The organism is Kribbella sp. NPDC026596 (assembly GCF_040638415.1).
In the GTDB taxonomy this organism is placed as follows: Bacteria; Actinomycetota; Actinomycetes; order Propionibacteriales; family Kribbellaceae; genus Kribbella.
In genome coordinates, this window is the sequence record NZ_JBEZYF010000014.1 from 79,791 (window position 1) to 96,718 (window position 16,928).

At 68.0% G+C, this 16,928-nt stretch carries 17 protein-coding genes; 9 read left to right on the forward strand and 8 right to left on the reverse strand.

The features are described 5' to 3' along the window. Positions 1-177: 177 nt before the first annotated feature. Entirely contained in the window at positions 178-1,113 is a 936-nt protein-coding gene (locus tag AB0E63_RS14375; RefSeq protein WP_360365401.1) for a type IV toxin-antitoxin system AbiEi family antitoxin domain-containing protein, read from the reverse strand. 184 nt (positions 1,114-1,297) lie between these two features. Beyond that, positions 1,298-1,810, reverse strand: coding sequence for a MarR family transcriptional regulator (locus AB0E63_RS14380; protein ID WP_360365403.1), 513 nt, complete (start codon positions 1,808-1,810; stop codon positions 1,298-1,300). A 97-nt stretch (positions 1,811-1,907) separates the two neighbouring features. Here AB0E63_RS14380 and AB0E63_RS14385 point away from each other — a divergent pair, with 97 nt between their 5' ends. From AB0E63_RS14385 to rpe, 7 genes are all read left to right on the forward strand, one after another. After that, complete coding sequence (locus AB0E63_RS14385) at positions 1,908-2,819, forward strand: ABC transporter ATP-binding protein (protein ID WP_360365405.1); 912 nt, start codon at positions 1,908-1,910, stop codon at positions 2,817-2,819. Beyond that, on the forward strand, positions 2,816-4,414 hold the full coding sequence (locus tag AB0E63_RS14390; RefSeq protein ID WP_360365407.1) for an ABC transporter permease: 1,599 nt from the start codon (positions 2,816-2,818) through the stop codon (positions 4,412-4,414). Before AB0E63_RS14385 ends, AB0E63_RS14390 begins: the two co-directional genes overlap by 4 nt. A 79-nt stretch (positions 4,415-4,493) precedes the next feature. Continuing rightward, positions 4,494-4,880 carry a TIGR03618 family F420-dependent PPOX class oxidoreductase gene (locus tag AB0E63_RS14395; protein WP_360365409.1) on the forward strand — a complete coding sequence of 129 codons (387 nt, stop codon included), beginning with the start codon at positions 4,494-4,496 and terminating at the stop codon, positions 4,878-4,880. Beyond that, complete coding sequence (gene cbiE, locus AB0E63_RS14400) at positions 4,870-6,072, forward strand: precorrin-6y C5,15-methyltransferase (decarboxylating) subunit CbiE (protein WP_360365411.1); 1,203 nt, start codon at positions 4,870-4,872, stop codon at positions 6,070-6,072. The genes AB0E63_RS14395 and cbiE overlap by 11 nt, the downstream gene beginning before the upstream one ends. Continuing rightward, entirely contained in the window at positions 6,069-6,809 is a 741-nt protein-coding gene (gene cobM, locus AB0E63_RS14405; protein ID WP_360365413.1) for a precorrin-4 C(11)-methyltransferase, read from the forward strand. The genes cbiE and cobM overlap by 4 nt, the downstream gene beginning before the upstream one ends. Beyond that, entirely contained in the window at positions 6,806-7,537 is a 732-nt protein-coding gene (locus tag AB0E63_RS14410; protein ID WP_360365415.1) for a cobalt-precorrin-6A reductase, read from the forward strand. Before cobM ends, AB0E63_RS14410 begins: the two co-directional genes overlap by 4 nt. Positions 7,538-7,548: 11 nt before the next feature. After that, positions 7,549-8,214: a ribulose-phosphate 3-epimerase gene (gene rpe / locus AB0E63_RS14415; protein ID WP_360365416.1), complete on the forward strand. Its 666-nt coding sequence runs from the start codon at positions 7,549-7,551 to the stop codon at positions 8,212-8,214. Here the strand turns inward: rpe and AB0E63_RS14420 are convergent. After that, entirely contained in the window at positions 8,179-9,396 is a 1,218-nt protein-coding gene (locus AB0E63_RS14420) for an MFS transporter (RefSeq protein ID WP_360365418.1), read from the reverse strand. The two genes, rpe and AB0E63_RS14420, sit on opposite strands and share 36 nt — an antisense overlap. A gap of 115 nt (positions 9,397-9,511) precedes the next feature. Here AB0E63_RS14420 and AB0E63_RS14425 point away from each other — a divergent pair, with 115 nt between their 5' ends. After that, on the forward strand, positions 9,512-10,264 hold the full coding sequence (locus AB0E63_RS14425) for an HAD-IIA family hydrolase (protein ID WP_360365558.1): 753 nt from the start codon (positions 9,512-9,514) through the stop codon (positions 10,262-10,264). On the opposite strand, the gene AB0E63_RS14430 is transcribed toward AB0E63_RS14425, so the two are convergent. From AB0E63_RS14430 to AB0E63_RS14450, 5 genes are all read right to left on the reverse strand, one after another. Next, positions 10,261-10,998 (reverse strand): polysaccharide deacetylase family protein, encoded by a 738-nt coding sequence (locus AB0E63_RS14430; protein ID WP_360365420.1) that lies wholly within the window; start codon positions 10,996-10,998, stop codon positions 10,261-10,263. The two genes, AB0E63_RS14425 and AB0E63_RS14430, sit on opposite strands and share 4 nt — an antisense overlap. Before the next feature lie 133 nt (positions 10,999-11,131). Continuing rightward, positions 11,132-11,893 carry an amino acid ABC transporter ATP-binding protein gene (locus AB0E63_RS14435; RefSeq protein ID WP_360365421.1) on the reverse strand — a complete coding sequence of 254 codons (762 nt, stop codon included), beginning with the start codon at positions 11,891-11,893 and terminating at the stop codon, positions 11,132-11,134. Beyond that, positions 11,880-12,635: an amino acid ABC transporter permease gene (locus tag AB0E63_RS14440; RefSeq protein ID WP_360365423.1), complete on the reverse strand. Its 756-nt coding sequence runs from the start codon at positions 12,633-12,635 to the stop codon at positions 11,880-11,882. The genes AB0E63_RS14435 and AB0E63_RS14440 overlap by 14 nt, the downstream gene beginning before the upstream one ends. Before the next feature lie 3 nt (positions 12,636-12,638). After that, positions 12,639-13,511 (reverse strand): ABC transporter substrate-binding protein, encoded by an 873-nt coding sequence (locus tag AB0E63_RS14445; RefSeq protein ID WP_360365425.1) that lies wholly within the window; start codon positions 13,509-13,511, stop codon positions 12,639-12,641. Between the two features lie 176 nt (positions 13,512-13,687). Then, positions 13,688-14,347, reverse strand: coding sequence for a DNA-binding protein (locus tag AB0E63_RS14450; protein WP_360365427.1), 660 nt, complete (start codon positions 14,345-14,347; stop codon positions 13,688-13,690). Positions 14,348-14,530: 183 nt separating this feature from the next. Between AB0E63_RS14450 and AB0E63_RS14455 the strand changes: the two genes are divergently transcribed. Next, positions 14,531-16,639, forward strand: coding sequence for a VWA domain-containing protein (locus AB0E63_RS14455; RefSeq protein WP_360365429.1), 2,109 nt, complete (start codon positions 14,531-14,533; stop codon positions 16,637-16,639). Positions 16,640-16,928 lie beyond the last annotated feature (289 nt).

Below are 16,928 nucleotides of genomic sequence, written 5' to 3' on the forward strand. Positions count from 1 at the left end.
CCTGTCGCCGGCTTCCGGGGCCGTGAACAGGAACTGGTTGGCTTGAACAAGAAATAACCTGTTCAAGCCCACCGCCCCACCGGCCCACCCCCCACACCCGGCGGGCCGGACGCGGCCCAGGGATCACCCCGCCGGCGAGGTGCTCGAGCCTCCCAGCGCCGGCGAGGTCCTCGGGGATCATGCTGGCGTTCCGGCGGCTCGGCGGATGCGGTCCGCGGTGACCTGCGGCTGATCGAGGTCGGCCCAACTGATGCGGATCACGCGATAGCCGCACGCCCGGAGCCGATCCTCGCGCCACTTCTCCGCCAGTACGGCGCCGCCCGCATCCTCGCCGTACTTCACCGCGCCATCGAACTCGACAATCAACCGACCGCACAGCAGAAAGTCGACCCGGCCGATCAGCCGCCCGCCCTCATCGCGAATCTCGGCCTGCAATATGGGCGCCGGCAAGCCGTGGTTCGCCATCAGCACCCGCAGTCGCGACTCCCCGACCGACTCACTCAACCCGTCGGCGAAGCGTGCCGCCGCCCGTGCCGCTGGTGAGCCACTCCAGTACGCATGCCGATCCGCCATCGCCGCCAACGCCTCCACCGAGACCAGCCGCTGGTGAAGAGCAGCATCCCCGAGCACAACTCCCACCTCGTACGACGACGCGCACGCGGTCTCGGTGATGGCACGAGCAGGCGTGACGACGCGCAAACCGTCGACCACGGTGATCTCACCAGGGTCGAACCGTGATCGGTGCACCTCCGCAACGGCGTCCGAGCGCGTCCGCCCGAGCGGCTTGGTCAGGTGGACCTTGGTGAGATCAAGACCCCAGGTCGGTAGCCCGTGCAGCAGTACGGCGGACTGATGACTGACGACCACACCAGCGCCCATCCGGTCGACGACGGCGCGAGTCCTCAGCAGGTGCAATCGTCTCGCCCTGTCCCACGAAGGCTCGTCGGCCGGCCAAGTCGCCGGTTCGACGTACACGTCACGGGACAGGCGCGACCATTGCCCGGCTCGCAGTCGCCGCCGAAGCTCGCTGTCGCTGTAGCCCGACTCGACCGCGTCCGCCCGGGTGAACCAGCCACGCCGGGCAGCGGTGAACACACTCAACTTCGGGTTCATACCAGCAACATGCCGTCGTTCCAGCCGTCGAACGCGCCCCGATTTCCCACCTGTGGACAACCACATCCCGGGACAGTGCACCCCATCTGGTGGCCTTGAACAAGCAATTACCTGTTCAAGCCCCCCGCAACCTGTCCAAGCCCCCGACAACTGTCCGCGGCACCGGCGGCTGCGCGGCGTGGGGTTAGCTGTTGCGGAGGGTGGATTCGGCGTCCAGTTCGGCGTCTATTTCGGCCTTGCGTTTGATCCAGCGTTCGCTGAGGCCCTTGACCTCTCCGCCGATGAAGTCGATGAAGCCGAGGGAGACGCGGATGCGGCGGTGGGCGGGGGTGCCCTCGCCCGAGGCGTCGAGGACCCGGCGCAGCGACTCGGCCCAGCGGACGAGAGCTTGGTCCTCGCTCATCATCGTCTGGTACCAGGCGTCGTCCTGAACGACGTACACATCGCGACGAGTGCCCGGCTCGCGCTCCCGGGTGGCCAGGCGCAGTTGCAGCAGGTAATTGACCGCACCGGAGACCGCTGCCGGACTCGCCTGCAGTTGGTCGGACAGCTCGGCGGCGGTCATCCGCCCGTCCACGCTGGACAGGATGGCGGCGAACACGCGGCCGGCCATCCGCGGCCAGCCCGTCTCGGCCAGCAGGTTGCCGAACTGCTCGGTGTACCGCCGGACGGCATCGTCGTCTCGCTGTGCACTCACCGCCCCATCATCTCCTCTAGGTCACTCGAATACCTGACACATGAACGACGTGTTAGAAAGATTCACAATCTTCTGAATGAAGTGTACGTTATGAATCATGACATCAGCCATCGTGGTCTCTGGACTGCACAAGTCGTACGGGAGTACGCACGCCCTCGACGGTCTCGACCTGGACGTCGCGACCGGTGAGGTGCACGGCTTCCTCGGGCCGAACGGCGCCGGGAAGTCCACCACCATCCGAGTGCTGCTGGGGCTGCTGCGGGGTGACGCCGGCGATGTCTCGCTGCTCGGTGGCGACCCGTGGCACGACGCGGCGAAGCTGCACCGGCGGCTCGCCTACGTTCCCGGCGACGTGAACCTGTGGCCGAACCTGACCGGCGGCGAGGTGATCGACCTGCTCGGTCGGCTCCGCGGCGGGCTGGACGAGAAGAAGCGCGACGACCTGCTCCGCCGCTTCGACCTCGACCCGACCAAGAAGGGCCGCACATACTCGAAGGGCAACCGGCAGAAGGTCGCCCTGGTCGCGGCGCTGGCCTCGGATGTCGAGCTGCTGATCCTGGACGAGCCGACGTCCGGCCTGGACCCGCTGATGGAAGAGGTGTTCCGGCAGGTCATCGAGGAAGACCGTCAGCGCGACCGCACCGTGCTGCTGTCGAGCCACATCCTTTCCGAGGTCGAGGCACTGTGTGACCGGATCAGCATCATCCGCCGCGGCAAGGTGGTCGAGACCGGCACGCTGTCCGACCTGCGCCACCTCACGCGTACGTCGATCCACGCCGAGCTGGCCGCCTCCCCGAACGGGCTGGCCCAGCTCCCCGGCGTCCACGACCTCGATGTCGAGGGCCACCGAGTCCGCTGCGAGGTGGACACGGCCCAGCTGGACGCGGTGATGCGGCAGCTGTCCGCGAGCGGGATCAAGAGTCTGGTAGCCCAGCCGCCGACGCTGGAGGAGCTGTTCCTGCGGCACTACGAGGACGACACCACCGAGCCAGTGGCGGCGGCGCGATGAACGACTTCGTCGGTACCGGGACCCTGGTGCGGCTCGCGCTGCGCCGGGACCGGGTTCTGATCCCGGTGTGGATCGTGGTGTTCGTGATGATGGCGGCCGGGTCGGCGAAGGCGTCGATCGACCTCTATCCGGACGTGCAGTCCCGGGTCGAAGCCGCGCGTACGTCGAACGCGTCGCCCGCACTGGTCTCGCTGTACGGCCGGATCTTCGACGAGACCTCGCTCGGGGAGCTCTCGTTGTTCAAGCTCACCGCGTTCGGTGCACTGCTCGTCGGACTGCTGGCCGCGATGCTCGTAGTCCGGCACACCCGGAGCGAGGAGGAGTCCGGCCGCCTGGAGCTGCTCAGCGCCGGAGTGGTCGGCCGGTACGCCGCTCTGACCGCTGCACTCATCGTGTCGTCGGGGACTGTCGTGCTGCTCGGCCTTTTGACAGCACTGTCGCTGATCGGGACCGGACTGCCTGCTTCGGGTTCGTTCGCCTTCGGATTGATGTGGGCAGCGGCCGGACTGTCCTTCGCGGGCGTCGGTGCGGTGACAGCACAGCTCACTGAGGGTGCTCGAGCCGCGAACGGGTTCACTGCGATTGTGCTGGGCGTTTCGTACGTCCTGCGTGCGATCGGAGACTCATCGTCGGACGGGGGCTCGCAGTGGGTGTCATGGCTGTCGCCGATCGGGTGGTCTCAGCAGATGCGCGCGTACGCCGGTAACCGGTTCGTCGTCGTGTTGGTACCGCTGGCGTTCCTGGCTCTGATGGTCGCCGGTGCGATGGCGCTGATCCGGCGGCGTGACGTCGGCGCCGGTCTGGTGCGGCCGCGCCCGGGGCCGGCCAGGGCGTCCTCATCACTGCGGTCGCCGCTCGCACTGGCCTGGCGACTGCACCGAGGATCGTTCTACGGCTGGGTTTTCGGGTTCCTCCTGCTCGGTCTGCTGGTCGGCAACATCGCCAGCAACGTGGACGGGTTCGTCACCAGCGACAGCGCTCGCGAGATGGTGCAGAAGATGGGCGGTGTGGAGGGCATCACCGACGCGTTCCTGGCGACGGAGATGGGAGTGATGGGCCTGCTCGCGTCGGCCTTCGGCATCCAGGCGGCACTCCGGCTCCGCTCCGAGGAGACTGCGCTACGGGCCGAGCCGCTGCTGGCCACCGACGTCACTCGGGCCCGCTGGTTGGGTAGTCACGTTCTGATGGCGCTGTTCGGTACCACTGCGCTGATTCTGGTGGCCGGACTGGGCTCTGGGATCTCCAGTGGTGCTTCGCTGGGCAACATGGGGCGCCAGGTCCCACGGATGCTGGCCGCGGCCGCCGTACAGCTGCCTGCGATCTGGCTGGTCACCGCACTGGTCGTCGTTCTGTTCGGCTTCGCGCCCAAGCTGGTCACCGGTGGCTGGGTCCTGTACGGCGTGTTCCTGCTGATCGGCCAGTTCGGCGAGGTCTTCAACCTGCCGCAGTCGGTCATCAACCTCAGCCCGTACGGCCATACGCCCCGGCTCCCCGGCGGCGACTTCTCGGCGGCCCCGGTCCTCTGGCTGACCGCCATCGCCGCCGCCCTCACGCTGGCCGGCTTCACCACCTTCCGCCGCCGAGACATCGGCTGACCCAAACCGCGCTGGCCTGAGGGGTCCAGCGCAAGGCCCGCCCGGCACCTCACCGGGCGGGCCTGTTTAGGATCGCTGGGTGTTGAGTGAGCGACTTGCTGGGTTCTGGACCGAGCGGCATCTGTGTGTGCTGAGTACGGTGCGCGCGGATGGGACTGTGCATGCGACGCCGGTGGGCGCCACGCTGGATGTGGAGGCGGGCATTGCGCGAGTGATCTGCTCCGGGACGTCGCACAAGGCGCGGACGGTCCGGAAGGCAGGTCCGGAGGGGGCCGCGGTCGCTGTGACCCAGGTGGACGGGCGGCGGTGGAGCACGCTCGAGGGGCGTGCGGTGGTGAGCGACGACCCGGTGCGCGTCGAGGAGGCGGTACGCCGGTACGCGAAGAGGTACCGCGAGCCGCGCGAGAACCCACGCCGCGTAGTCATCGAGATCGCCGTGACCAAGGTGCTCGGCAATGCCGGCTGAGATCGTGACTGTGGTCGGGGTCGGCGCGGACGGCTGGGATGGCCTGTCTCCTTCTGCGCAGGCAGCGGTGCAAGCAGCCGAGGTGTTGATGGGGAGTGCTCGTCAGCTCGAACTGGTGCCTGATGTCGGCGCGGATCGGGTGGCGTGGCCCTCGAAGTTGTCCGCGGCCCTGCCCGGACTGCTTTCGGAGTACTCCGGCCGACGTGTCTGTGTGCTGGCCAGTGGTGACCCGACGTTCCACGGCATCGGTACGACGCTGACGCGGTTGCTGGGCGCTGACGCCGTACGCGTCATCCCGCAGCCGTCGAGCGTGTCCCTGGCCTGTGCTCGGCTCGGGTGGCCGCAGGACCAGGTCCAGGTAGTGAGTCTGGTCGGCCATCCGGTCGAGCTGGTCCACCCGCATATCCAGCCAGGTAGACGGCTGCTGATCCTCAGTTGGGGCGCTCACACACCTGACGAGGTCGCCACACTCCTGACCGAACGCGGCTACGGCTCCAGCGAACTTACCGTCCTTGAACAGCTCGGCGGACCCTTGGAGCGCGTGCGGACCACCCGAGCTGCTGAGTGGTCGCATGACGTCGCTGCGCTCAACGTGATCGGTGTGCTCTGCGAGGCGGAGCCGGATGCTGCCCTGCTACCCACAGCGCCAGGTCTGCCGGACGACGCCTATGAGAGTGACGGACAGCTGACAAAGCGCGAGGTGCGGGCAGTGACGCTGTCCCGCCTGGCACCCGTGCCGGGGCAGTTGCTGTGGGACGTCGGCGGCGGCGCGGGCAGTATCGCGATCGAATGGTCGCGCCATCACCCAACCTGCCGGGCGATAGCGATCGAACGCGACCCGGACCGCGCGAAGCGGCTGGAACGGAACGCGGCCTCGCTCGGAGTCTCGGTCGACGTGGTCCATGGTGCGGCCCCGGCGGCACTGGACGGACTGCAGTCACCCGACGCGATCTTCATCGGCGGGGGAGCGACGGCCACCGGCATGTTCGACGCCTGCTGGAACGCGCTGCGACCCGGCGGCCGGTTGGTGGTCAACGGTGTGACGCTGGAGACCGAGACACTCATCGCCCAGTGGTACGGCGGCCTCGGCGGCGACCTGATCCGCCTGGAGGTCCAGCGCGCGTCCCCTGTCGGGACCATGACCGGCTGGCGTCCCGCCATGCCCGTGACGATCTGGAGTGTGACGAAATGACCGTGCACTTCATCGGGGCCGGTCCGGGTGCCGCCGATCTGATCACCGTGCGCGGCCGTGACCTGATCGCGGCCTCACCGGTCTGCCTGTACGCCGGTGCGCTCGTCCCGCTCGAACTCCTGGATCACTGCCCGGTCGGCGCCCACAAGGTCGACACTGCCGCGCTCAACCTCGACGAGATCATCGCCGAACTCTCCGCCGCCCATGCGTCCGGTCTCGACGTCGCCCGGCTCCACTCCGGCGATCCGTCCGTGTTCAGCGCGATGGCCGAGCAGATGCGCCGCCTCGACGCGCTGGACATCCCGTACGACGTGACGCCCGGTGTACCCGCCTACGCGGCTGCCGCGGCGACGCTCGGCCGCGAGCTGACGGTGCCCGAGGTCGGTCAGACAGTGATCCTCACCCGGATCGGCGGCCGGGCCAGCGCGATGCCCGCGGGGGAGGAGCTTACGAACCTCGGTGCGAGCCGGGCGACGCTCGTACTCCATCTCGCCGTTCAGCAGATCGACCGGGTCGTCGAGGAGCTCTCGCCGAGCTACGGTGCGGACTGTCCGGTCGCGGTGGTCGCGCGGGCGTCGCGGGCGGACGAGGTGGTTCTGCGGGGGACGCTGGCGGACATCGCGGAGCAGGTGGGGGCTGCGGACATCCGCCGCACCGCGGTGATCATCGTCGGCAAGGTGCTGTCGGCAACGACCTTCCGGGACAGCCACCTGTATTCGGCCACGCGGGTGCGATGAAGGTTCTGTTGCTTGGTGGCACCGGCGAGGCGCGCTCGTTGGCGCAGGTTCTAACGTCCGCCGGTGTTGAAGTGGTGTCCTCCCTGGCGGGGCGAACCACCGACGCGCGGCTGCCAGTTGGTGAGGTCCGGTCAGGCGGCTTCGGCGGCGTCGACGGTCTGGTGGCTTGGCTGCGCGCTCACCCTGTCGACGCAATGATCGACGCGACCCACCCCTTCGCGGCCACGATGACCGCTCATTCGGTTGCGGCTGCAGGACAGGCGGGCGTACCGCTCCTGATCCTCCGCCGACCCGGCTGGACCGCGCAGGCTGCAGACCGCTGGCACCGCGCCGACACCATCGACGCTGCGGCTGCGCTCCTGCCGACCCTGGGATCGCGTGCGTTCCTCACGATCGGGCGCCAGGGTCTGCAGGCCTTCGCGACCACCGGCCTCTGGACGCTCGCCCGCTGCGTCGACCCGCCGGAACCACCGCCGACCTGGTGCACGCTGATCCTCGCCCGCGGTCCCTTCGACGTAGCGGGCGAACTGGACCTGATGCGCCAGCACCGCATCGACGTCCTGGTCACCAAGGACAGCGGTGGAGACATGACGGCCGCCAAACTTGAAGCTGCTCGCCGAATGGACATCCCCGTGGTGCTCATCGAACGCCCGCCACTCCCAGCCGACATCCCCACCGCCCACACCAGCGCTGAGGTGCTGGCCTGGCTCGGCGATCGCCCCCGGTAGATTGTCGTCCCATGGGGATTCAGATCGCGCCGAGCATCCTGTCCGCCGACTTCGCACGGCTGGCGGATGAGGCGGCTGCCGTGTCGAACGCCGACTGGCTGCATGTCGACGTGATGGACAACCACTTCGTCCCGAACCTCACCCTCGGCCTGCCCGTGGTGGAGTCGCTGGCGAAGGCGACCGACACCCCGCTCGACTGTCACCTGATGATCGAGGACCCGGACCGCTGGGCACCCGGCTACGTCGAGGCCGGCGCGTCCAGCGTCACCTTCCACGTCGAGGCGTGTAAGGCGCCGATCCGCACGGCGCGCGAGATCCGCGCCAAGGGCGCCCGGGCCGCGATGGCGCTCAAGCCCGCCACGCCGATCGAGCCGTACGAGGACCTGCTGCCCGAGCTCGACATGATCCTGATCATGACCGTCGAGCCCGGTTTCGGCGGACAGAAGTTCCTCGACGTGTGTGTGCCGAAGATCCGCCGGACCCGCAAACTCCTGGACAAGCACGGCCTCGACCTGTGGATCGAGATCGATGGCGGCGTCTCGGCCGATACGATCGAGCGGTGCGCTGAAGCGGGCGCCGATGTCTTCGTGGCCGGCTCGGCCGTCTACGCCGCCGACAATCCGAATGCGATGGTTGAGGAGCTACGCGGTCTCGCCGAGCAGGCCGCCGGCCGGTAGCGCGGGCTCGGGTTGCGGATCCGCCGGGATCCGCAACAACAGCACCAACGAGACTGCCGCGAGTACGGCGGCCACCAGCCACACGTAGCGCACGCCGAAGCTCTCGATCACCGCGCCCGACACAGCGGACCCGATCGCGGCACCACCCATCGCAGCGCTGCCCATCCACCCGAATACCTCGGTCCGGACCGCATCCGGGGTCAGTGCGCCCAGCCGCTCGTACAGAGCACCGATCGCCGGAGCCAACGTCAGCCCGGACACCATCAGCGCTACCCCAAGCGACACCGGTGACCACGTCGCGAAGACACACAGCAGCATCCCCGCCGTGACCAGAGCAGCCCGCCGCCAGAGGAACGACGTACGCCGACCGGGCAACGCACCCGCGATGGCTCCGCCGACCAAGCTCCCGAATGCCCAGACGGCTTCGAAGATGCCCGCGATCAGTCGTTGACCGTGCTCGTCCGCGAACGCCACGATGCCGAGCGAGATCCCGTTGAACGCCATCACCCACAGGCCGAAGGAAAGGATGAGCGGCAACCGGTACCGATGCCAGAGCAGTTGGCGCGTGGTCAGTGGCGCCTCGCCGTGGTGGTCCCGGGAGAGCGGCGCGGGTTGTCGGAGCGCGTACCACCAGATGAAGACGGCCGACGAGGACCCCGCGAGCAGGACACCGAGACGCGGACTGGCAACGCTCACCGCCGTTGCGCCGAGCATCGGCCCGACGATGAACAGCAACTCCTGAGCCGTCGCATCCACCGCGTACGCCGTCCGCAGCGCAGGGCCATGGACCACCCGGGGCCAGGCAGCCCGCAGCGTCTGCATCACCGGTGGCACGAGCGCCCCGCAGGCCAGGGTGAGCACCGGCATCAGCCGATACAGCCCGGCCGGTAGCAGGGCGAGCCCGACGCACACCACGCTCCAGGCGATGCCGGTCACCAGCAGCACCCCGCGCGCACCACGCCGGTCGGCGGTCCGGGACCACAGTGGTCCGGCGATCGCCATCCCGACGGAATACGCACCCGCGACCACGCCGGCCCAGCGGAATGTACCGCTGAGGTCCTTGGCGAGGAACGCGAGCGGCACCATCGTGGCGAGAATCGGCAACCGCGCCAGCAGCGACGACATCAGCAGCGCCATCACGCCGTGCGTTCGCCACAGCTCGCGGTACCCGGCCAACTCCATGCCCGCATTCTTACTCCGGCCACCGACACTTTTCCGCCCCGCCCCACAGCACCGGTCAGGCAATTACGATGAGTCGGTGACCGAGCACAAACCGGTGGAGAGCTGGTTGACCGACATGGACGGCGTGCTGGTGCACGAAGAGCGCGCGATCCCCGGAGCCGGTGAGTTCATCGCCTCGCTGCAGGCGTCCGGGAAGAAGTTCCTTGTCCTCACCAACAACTCGATCTTCACGCCCCGCGACCTCCGGGCGCGGCTGCTTGCCGCGGGCATCGACATCCCCGAGGACGCGATCTGGACCAGCGCGCTCGCCACCGCCCAGTTCCTGGACGACCAGCGTCCGGGCGGGACGGCGTACGTCATCGGGGAGGCCGGGCTGACCACGGCGCTGCACGAGGTCGGGTACGTGCTGACCGAGCGCGCCCCGGATTACGTCGTGCTGGGGGAGACCCGCACGTACTCGTTCGAGGCGATCACCAAGGCGATCCGGTTGATCTCCGACGGTGCGCGGTTCCTGGCGACCAATCCGGATCCGACCGGCCCGTCGCAAGAGGGTCCGCTGCCCGCGACCGGTTCGGTGGCCGCGCTGATCACGCGCGCCACCGGCGTCGCGCCGTACTTCGTCGGCAAGCCGAATCCGCTGATGATGCGCAGCGCACTGAACCGGATCGAGGCGCACTCCGAGACGACTGTGATGATCGGCGACCGGATGGATACCGACATCATCAGCGGTCTCGAGGCCGGTCTCCGCAGCGTGCTCGTGCTCTCGGGGTCCACCGGCGAACACGAAGTCGACCGGTTCCCCTACCGCCCGACGCGCATCGTCGAGTCGATCGCGGATGTCATCCCTCTGGTGACTGCGCTGTCCTAGCAGGTCAGAGTGCGGAAGCCGTAGCCCTGGGCCTTGAGCGCTTTCAGGATTGCGGGCAGTGCCGCGACGGTCTGAGTGCGGTTCCCTCCGCCGTCGTGCATCAGGATCACCGATCCGTTGTGGACACTCGCCAGTACGTGGCGCACGATCGCCGTCGCACCGGGCTTGGTCCAGTCGCGCGAGTCGACCGTCCACACCACGAGATCCTTGCCGAGCGCCTTCGCTCGCTGACGGACGGTGGGGTTCATCCCGCCGTACGGCGGTCGCAGGCAGGCCGGCGTACCTCCGGTGGCGGCCCGGATCGCCTGGTCCGTCGACGCGACCTCCTGCCGGAACGCGGCGGCGCCCAGCTTGCGGAGGTCGGCGTGGTTCCAGGTGTGGTTCTCCACGCTGTGGCCGGCCTCGTGGATCCGCTTGCTCAGCTCGGGGTGCCGCGTGACGTTCTTGCCGACCTCGAAGAACGTGGCTTTGGCGTCGTACTTCTTGAGAATGTCGAGGATCTGCGGCGTGTAGACCGCATCAGGTCCGTCGTCGAAGGTCAGCACGACGTACTTGGTGGGCAGGGCGGGCTTGGCGGGTGCCGCCGCCGCGGCGGCAGGCGGCGGCGCGCTCGGTGCCGACCGGTTCGGGGTGCGGGCGGCCGCGACCACGACAGAACCGATCACCGCGCTGACCACCATCATCATCGCCAGTCCGATCATGCGGTGGCCGGCACGCGTCAAGCGAACATCCATGCGTCCCCCGGGCGGTGGGTGGGCTCACTTCCTCCCGTCCACCATGGGCATGCCGGCGGCGAAAGCCAGCGCCCACGCCGTTGCCGTGTCAACAAATCACGGATAGCGGACGCCTCACGGTCCCTCTCGGGGTCTAGAGCACCTTGGAGAGGAACTGCCGCAGCCTCGGCGACTGGGCGTCCGTGAACACCTGCTCCGGTACGCCGGACTCCACCACGACGCCCTGATCCATGAACGCGACCTGGTCCGCGACCTCGCGTGCGAACCCCATCTCGTGGGTGACCACGACCATTGTCATCCCGGCCTGGGCCAGGTCAGCCATCAACCCGAGCACACCCTTGACGAGCTCGGGATCGAGCGCCGACGTGGCCTCGTCGAACAGCATCACCTCGGGCTTCATCGCCAGCGCTCGCGCAATCGCGACGCGCTGCTGCTGACCGCCAGACAGATTGCCGGGGCGGGCCGCTGCCTTCTGAGTGAGCCCGACCAGGTCCAGCTGTTCGAGCGCGGCGGCTCGTGCCTGCTCAGGGTCGAGCCTCTTGATCTTGCGCAGCGGCAACGTGATGTTGTCGAGCACGGACTTGTGCGGGAAGAGATTGAAGTGCTGGAACACCATCCCGATCCGTCGCCGCAGCTCGTCCGGATTGCCTGTCAGCACTGACTTGCCGGCCAGTTTCACGTCGCCGGCATCCGGTTCGAGTAGCCGGTTGATCGCGCGCAGCAACGTCGACTTCCCGGATCCGGACGGCCCGATCACACACGCCGTACGCCCGGCTTCCACCGCGAGATCCACACCTCGCAGCACCTTGTGATTGCCGAAGGCCAGCTCGACCCCGGTGACCTCGAGGCTGGCCGCGGCAAACTGCGCCCCTTGAGTCAGCTCAGCGGTTTGCATGCGCCAGCTCCTCCAGTACGACGTCCTCCGTCTGGGCCGGGCGGCCCTCCCGGAGGCGCTTGTCGAAGTAGTTCACCAGGTGGGTCAGCGGCACCGTGATCAGCAGGTAGAAGATGCCTGCGAGCAGCAACGGGGACAGGTTCCCATTGGTTGCGGCCGCGTCCTGCCCGATCCGGAACAGCTCGCGCTGACTGGCGAGCAGGCCGAGGAAGTAGACCAGGCTCGACTCCTTCACCAGCGCGATGAACTGATTCACCAGCGCGGGCAGGACCCGGCGTACTCCCTGCGGAATGACGACCAACCGCATCCCGTCCGGATAGCTGAACCCGAGCGCCCGCGCTGCCTCGAGCTGGCCCTTCTCCACGCTCTGGATGCCGGAGCGGAAGATCTCGCCGATGTACGCGGCGGCGATCAGGGACAGCGCGAGGATGCCGAGTGGGTACGGGTTCGGTCCCCACCAGTGCCGGGTGATGGGGGACAGGCCCTGGCCGATCAGCAGGATGGTCAGGATGGCGGGCAGCCCGCGGAAGATGTCGGTGTAGATCTTTGCCGGCCAGCGCAGCCAGCGCTTCGTCGACAGGGCGCACACCGCCACGATCATGCCGAGCAAGGTGCCCAGCACGACCGAGGCGGCCGCCAGGATGAGGGTGTTGACCAGTCCCACCTTCAGCATCTCGGGCAGGACTGCCTTCATCGATCCCCAGTCGAGGAAGGTGTCGTTCAGCGTGGACCAGATGTCCATGGGTCAGCCGGCCACCGGAGTACCGGTCGCCTTCGGGACCGTGAAGCTGACGATGCCGGAGCCCGGCTTGAAGTTCGCCGGCACGGCGCGACCCGGGTAGTACTGCTCGACCAGCTTGGTCCAGGTGCCGTCGGCGATCACCTCGTCGAGCGCCTTGTTCACCGCGTCGCGCAGCTTGTCGTTGCTCCTGGCGACGGCGAAGGCCATCGGCGCGTCACTCAGCTCCTTGGCGGTCAGGATCACGGTGCCGCCACCCTGCTCCTTGGCCATCTTCTCGCCGATCTCGGCGGGCGAGACCCACGCGTCCGCCGTGCCGGCCTTCAGCTGGCCGAGCGCGGCGTTGTAGTTCGGCACGCGGACCGGGTTGAGATTCTTGCCGGTGGCGTAGTCGTCCTGGACGGTGCCCTGGACCACCACCACGCGCTTGCCCTGGAGTTGGTCGAACGACGTGATGCCGGAGTCGTTCGTGGTGTTCAGGCCGAGGTAGCCGAAGTCGTATCCATTGCTGAAGGCAACGGTCTTCTTCCGCGCCTCGGTGACCGTGATCGACGAGCTGCCGAGATCGTACTGTCCGCCGTTCACCTGCGACAGCAGCGCGGAGAAATCGGTTCCGACGAACTCGGGCTTCAGGTTCAGCTTCGCCGCCACCGCGGTGATCAGGTCGTTGTCGAACCCGGTGAACTTGCCGTCCTTCACGTACACGTTCGGCGGCGCGTCGGTCAGCGTCCCGATCCGCAACGTCCCGGACTTGATCAGCCCGAGGTCCGGTCCGCCCGCGGCCGAGTCCTGATCGCTGCCGCAGGCAACCATCGAGACCGCCAACGTGACAACGGCTCCCACCGCGACAACCCGACGAAGGGCGCTGAAGGCGCGCACAAGTATCTCCTCACAACGTCAATGAACGCAGGACAATCCGCCCCGCCATCGCAACCCAACTTCGGTCGCGCACCCGGCATTCCATCCCGACACCTACTGAGACGCCGCCAGAGGGTCCACCCATCTCGTGCTATATCAACGCCTAACGCCCGCAGTGGGCAGGCGACGTTGGGTGCTCAAGCGTGGTGTTTCTCATAGTGGGCAAGGGCATCGGCCGTGCGCCCGGTCCCGTACGCCAGCAGCAACTCGGCCACGGCCGGCGAGTGTTCCGCGGCCGCGGCGGCCGCGCTCTGTATCTCCTCAGCGGACGCGACCGCACGGAAGAGATCCTGGATCTCCCGTACGACGGCCCGTGCGGAAGGCGTCGTGTTCGCGGCCTGTTCAGGCGGGACACCGCCGGGCGCTGATGGCCAGGGGTGACTCGTCGGCGCCGGCATTCCGCCAGGTGTCGCGAACGGCGCCACCGAAATCCTGTTCTCGCCGAGTGAGTGAACCGCTCCTCGTGGCAATTGCGCGGTGGTCGAGCTGGTGTAGGCGCCGGTGGCCGCGCGAATCCTGTCCAGTTCGTCGGGAAGGTGATCAGGCTCGATCTCACCGGCCACGGCCAGGTCGGCGAGCTCGGAGACGGCGCGGAGTCGCGCCACCACCGCGGGGTTGCCGATCTTGACCCGTTGCGCGCTCATCAGCTGCGACAGCATTGGAGCCGACAGCCCGATGACCTGCGCGAGGGCGCTCTGAGTCAGACCAAGAGGCCCGGCGACTCGCCGGACGACTTCACCGAGCGGCTCACCGTACAGCTCGATCTGCTGCTGGATGTTGTGGGCTGTCTGATCCATCGGTGTGATCCCCTCTTCCTGCGCACCCGTCCGTGACCGGCTGCAAACATCTTCGCAGTTGCGAACGCAGATTTCCAGTCCGGGTTTGCAACTGCGGAGAATCCGGGGATACCTGAGCGTGACTTGACATTTGCGATCGCAAACTGCGAGGGTTTGCGACAGCGAATCTCACTGGAGGAAACGATGACGGCTCTGCAGGGACACCGCCGCCCCGCGGTGTGGGCGCTTCTTGCCATCACCTTGACCGCGATACTGGCCGGGCTGACGACCGGGACGGCGCTGGCCGACCCTGATCCGGCGAGCGGCAAGCTCGTCCTCGTGCTGGACTCGTCCGGCTCGATGCAGGAGCCGGCCGGCGACGGGCAGACGAAGATTGCGGCGGCCCGGACCGCGCTGACCCAGGTGGTCACCAAGCTTCCGCCGACCGCTGAGGTTGGTCTGCGGGTGTATGGCGCGACCGTGTTCAAGCGCACCCAGGCGGGCGCGTGCACCGACACCCAATTGACCGTCCCGATCGGCACGGACAACCGGCCGCAACTGCAGGCCGCGATCACGAAGTACAAGCCGTACGGCGAGACTCCGATCGGCTACGCGCTGCAGCAGGCGGCCAAGGACCTTGGCCCGAGCGGCCAGCGCACGATCGTACTGGTCTCCGACGGCGAGGCCACTTGTGCGCCGGATCCCTGCGTGGTGGCGCAGTCGATCGCCAAGCAGGGCATCGATCTGAAGATCGACGTGGTCGGGTTCCGCGTCGGCGGGAAAGCACGGACCCAGCTGCAGTGCGTCGCTCGAGAAGGCCGCGGCGACTACTACGACGCCGATTCGACCATCGACCTCGAGGCCGGGCTGGATCGCCTGTCGACCCGGGCCTTCCGCCCTTTCCGGATCTCCGGTACGCCGGTCCAGGGTGCGCCGCAGCAGGAAGGCGCACCGGTGCTTGCCCCGGGCCACTATTCCGACACGTTCGGGGTGGACAGCACGTCGAAGCACTACCTGATCAAGCGGACCATGACCGGTTCGACGCTGCGGGCCGGAGTGAGCTTCCGACGTCCGTCGGGTGGCAGCTTCGTCATCCAGGCCGAGGTGAAGCTCAACACGCTCACCGGTGAGCAATGTGGCTGGAGCTACCCGAGAGCGTTCGACGGTGATCAGGGCCTCGCCACGGGCACGGCCGCGAGCTGGTCGAAGTACAAGAAGACGGACGACGAATGCGCCGAGTCCGAGCAGCTGGTGCTGACGGTAAACCCGGGCAAGGACTTCCGGGAGATCAAGGGAGTGCCCTACGAACTGCGGATCGACGAGGAGCCGCCGGTGGATTCGACCACCAGCCTTCCGGCGGCGGCCGGCGACCCGGTCTGGGTTCCGATGCCCGGTTCGACCCCGCGCGAGATCGTTCCCGGTTCGAGCTTCCCGGATGCGCCGCTGCTTCAGCCCGGGAGCTACAAGACGACGCTGATGCCGGGCGAGTTGCAGCTCTACAAGGTCAAGGCCGACTGGGGCCAGCGCATCCAGGCGCAGATCACGGTGCCGGAGATGGCCGGCGCCACGGCCGAGGCCATCGACGGGATCCGCTACGTGGACACCGCGCTGATCTCGCCGATCGGTGAGGATGTGTACGCCGTCTTCGCCAAGAAGGTGCCAGGTGGTTCGTACACGAAGGCTGTGCTCACCAAGCGTGGCCTGGTCAAGGCCGTCACGACCAAAGAGATCCGCTACCTGAACCGGAACGGAGCCAACAACCAGGACACCGGCACCTCGACCCCCGGCGAGTACTACATCGCGGTCTCGCTGACCCGGAAAGCCGACGACAAGGCCTTCGCAATCCCGCTGACACTGACCGTCGGCCTCCAGGGCACCGCCGGCACCGGAAAACCGCAGTACGTCGATGGCGCAACGCCGGTCTCGGGCGACTCGGTCACGCCCTCACCAACCGCGGACCCCTCAGCGACCCCCAGCAACGGCAACGACGACGGCAACAACACCGAAGCCGGCGGCCCGGTCCAGGGGAGTGCCGACTCGGGCGACAGCACTCCGGTCGGCCTGATCGCAGGCCTCGGCGGAGGCGGTGCACTCCTCCTGCTGCTCGGAGTCTTCGCAGTACTCCGCCTCCGCAAGAAGCCAGCCACCGCCCAGCCGGGCGTGGCAGCCTGGCAGCCCGGGCAGCAGCCATACCCGAACCCAACCCCGCCGCAGTACCCGAACCAGACCCCGCCGCAGTACCCGAATCATCCGCCGCAGCAGGGCCCAAACCAGAGCCACCAGCAACCGCCCCACCAGCCACCACACCGCTGACGCACGCACGAGCCCGGATTACCCCAGGTGGTCCGGGCTCGGGTCTTCTGACCGCTTGGTGATTCGGCGCGACATCAGCCAGACCCCATTCCGAGCACCCCGGGTGCCGGCGAAGTCCCCCGCGGCACCTCACCAACGCCAGACCACTGGCCGCTGCGCGCTCTGCCCCATGTCGGCCGGTCGACGCTCAGCGCGATGCCGGCCTGTTCGTACTCTGCCCGAGCCTGCCTGGGCCTGTCGGAGCCTGCTGATCAGCCCGGCGCATGTCCTGCCCGTCGGCTTCCGGTGC

Bases quoted from the DNA above. Each gene is read 5' to 3' on its own strand.
- AB0E63_RS14375 (WP_360365401.1), bottom strand. From the start codon at position 1,113: ATGAACCCGAAGTTGAGTGTGTTCACCGCTGCCCGGCGTGGCTGGTTC.
- AB0E63_RS14385 (WP_360365405.1), top strand. From the start codon at position 1,908: ATGACATCAGCCATCGTGGTCTCTGGACTGCACAAGTCGTACGGGAGT.
- AB0E63_RS14390 (WP_360365407.1), top strand. From the start codon at position 2,816: ATGAACGACTTCGTCGGTACCGGGACCCTGGTGCGGCTCGCGCTGCGC.
- cbiE (WP_360365411.1), top strand. From the start codon at position 4,870: ATGCCGGCTGAGATCGTGACTGTGGTCGGGGTCGGCGCGGACGGCTGG.
- cobM (WP_360365413.1), top strand. From the start codon at position 6,069: ATGACCGTGCACTTCATCGGGGCCGGTCCGGGTGCCGCCGATCTGATC.
- AB0E63_RS14410 (WP_360365415.1), top strand. From the start codon at position 6,806: ATGAAGGTTCTGTTGCTTGGTGGCACCGGCGAGGCGCGCTCGTTGGCG.
- rpe (WP_360365416.1), top strand. From the start codon at position 7,549: ATGGGGATTCAGATCGCGCCGAGCATCCTGTCCGCCGACTTCGCACGG.
- AB0E63_RS14420 (WP_360365418.1), bottom strand. From the start codon at position 9,396: ATGGAGTTGGCCGGGTACCGCGAGCTGTGGCGAACGCACGGCGTGATG.
- AB0E63_RS14425 (WP_360365558.1), top strand. From the start codon at position 9,512: ATGGACGGCGTGCTGGTGCACGAAGAGCGCGCGATCCCCGGAGCCGGT.
- AB0E63_RS14430 (WP_360365420.1), bottom strand. From the start codon at position 10,998: ATGGATGTTCGCTTGACGCGTGCCGGCCACCGCATGATCGGACTGGCG.
- AB0E63_RS14435 (WP_360365421.1), bottom strand. From the start codon at position 11,893: ATGCAAACCGCTGAGCTGACTCAAGGGGCGCAGTTTGCCGCGGCCAGC.
- AB0E63_RS14440 (WP_360365423.1), bottom strand. From the start codon at position 12,635: ATGGACATCTGGTCCACGCTGAACGACACCTTCCTCGACTGGGGATCG.
- AB0E63_RS14450 (WP_360365427.1), bottom strand. From the start codon at position 14,347: ATGGATCAGACAGCCCACAACATCCAGCAGCAGATCGAGCTGTACGGT.
- AB0E63_RS14455 (WP_360365429.1), top strand. From the start codon at position 14,531: ATGACGGCTCTGCAGGGACACCGCCGCCCCGCGGTGTGGGCGCTTCTT.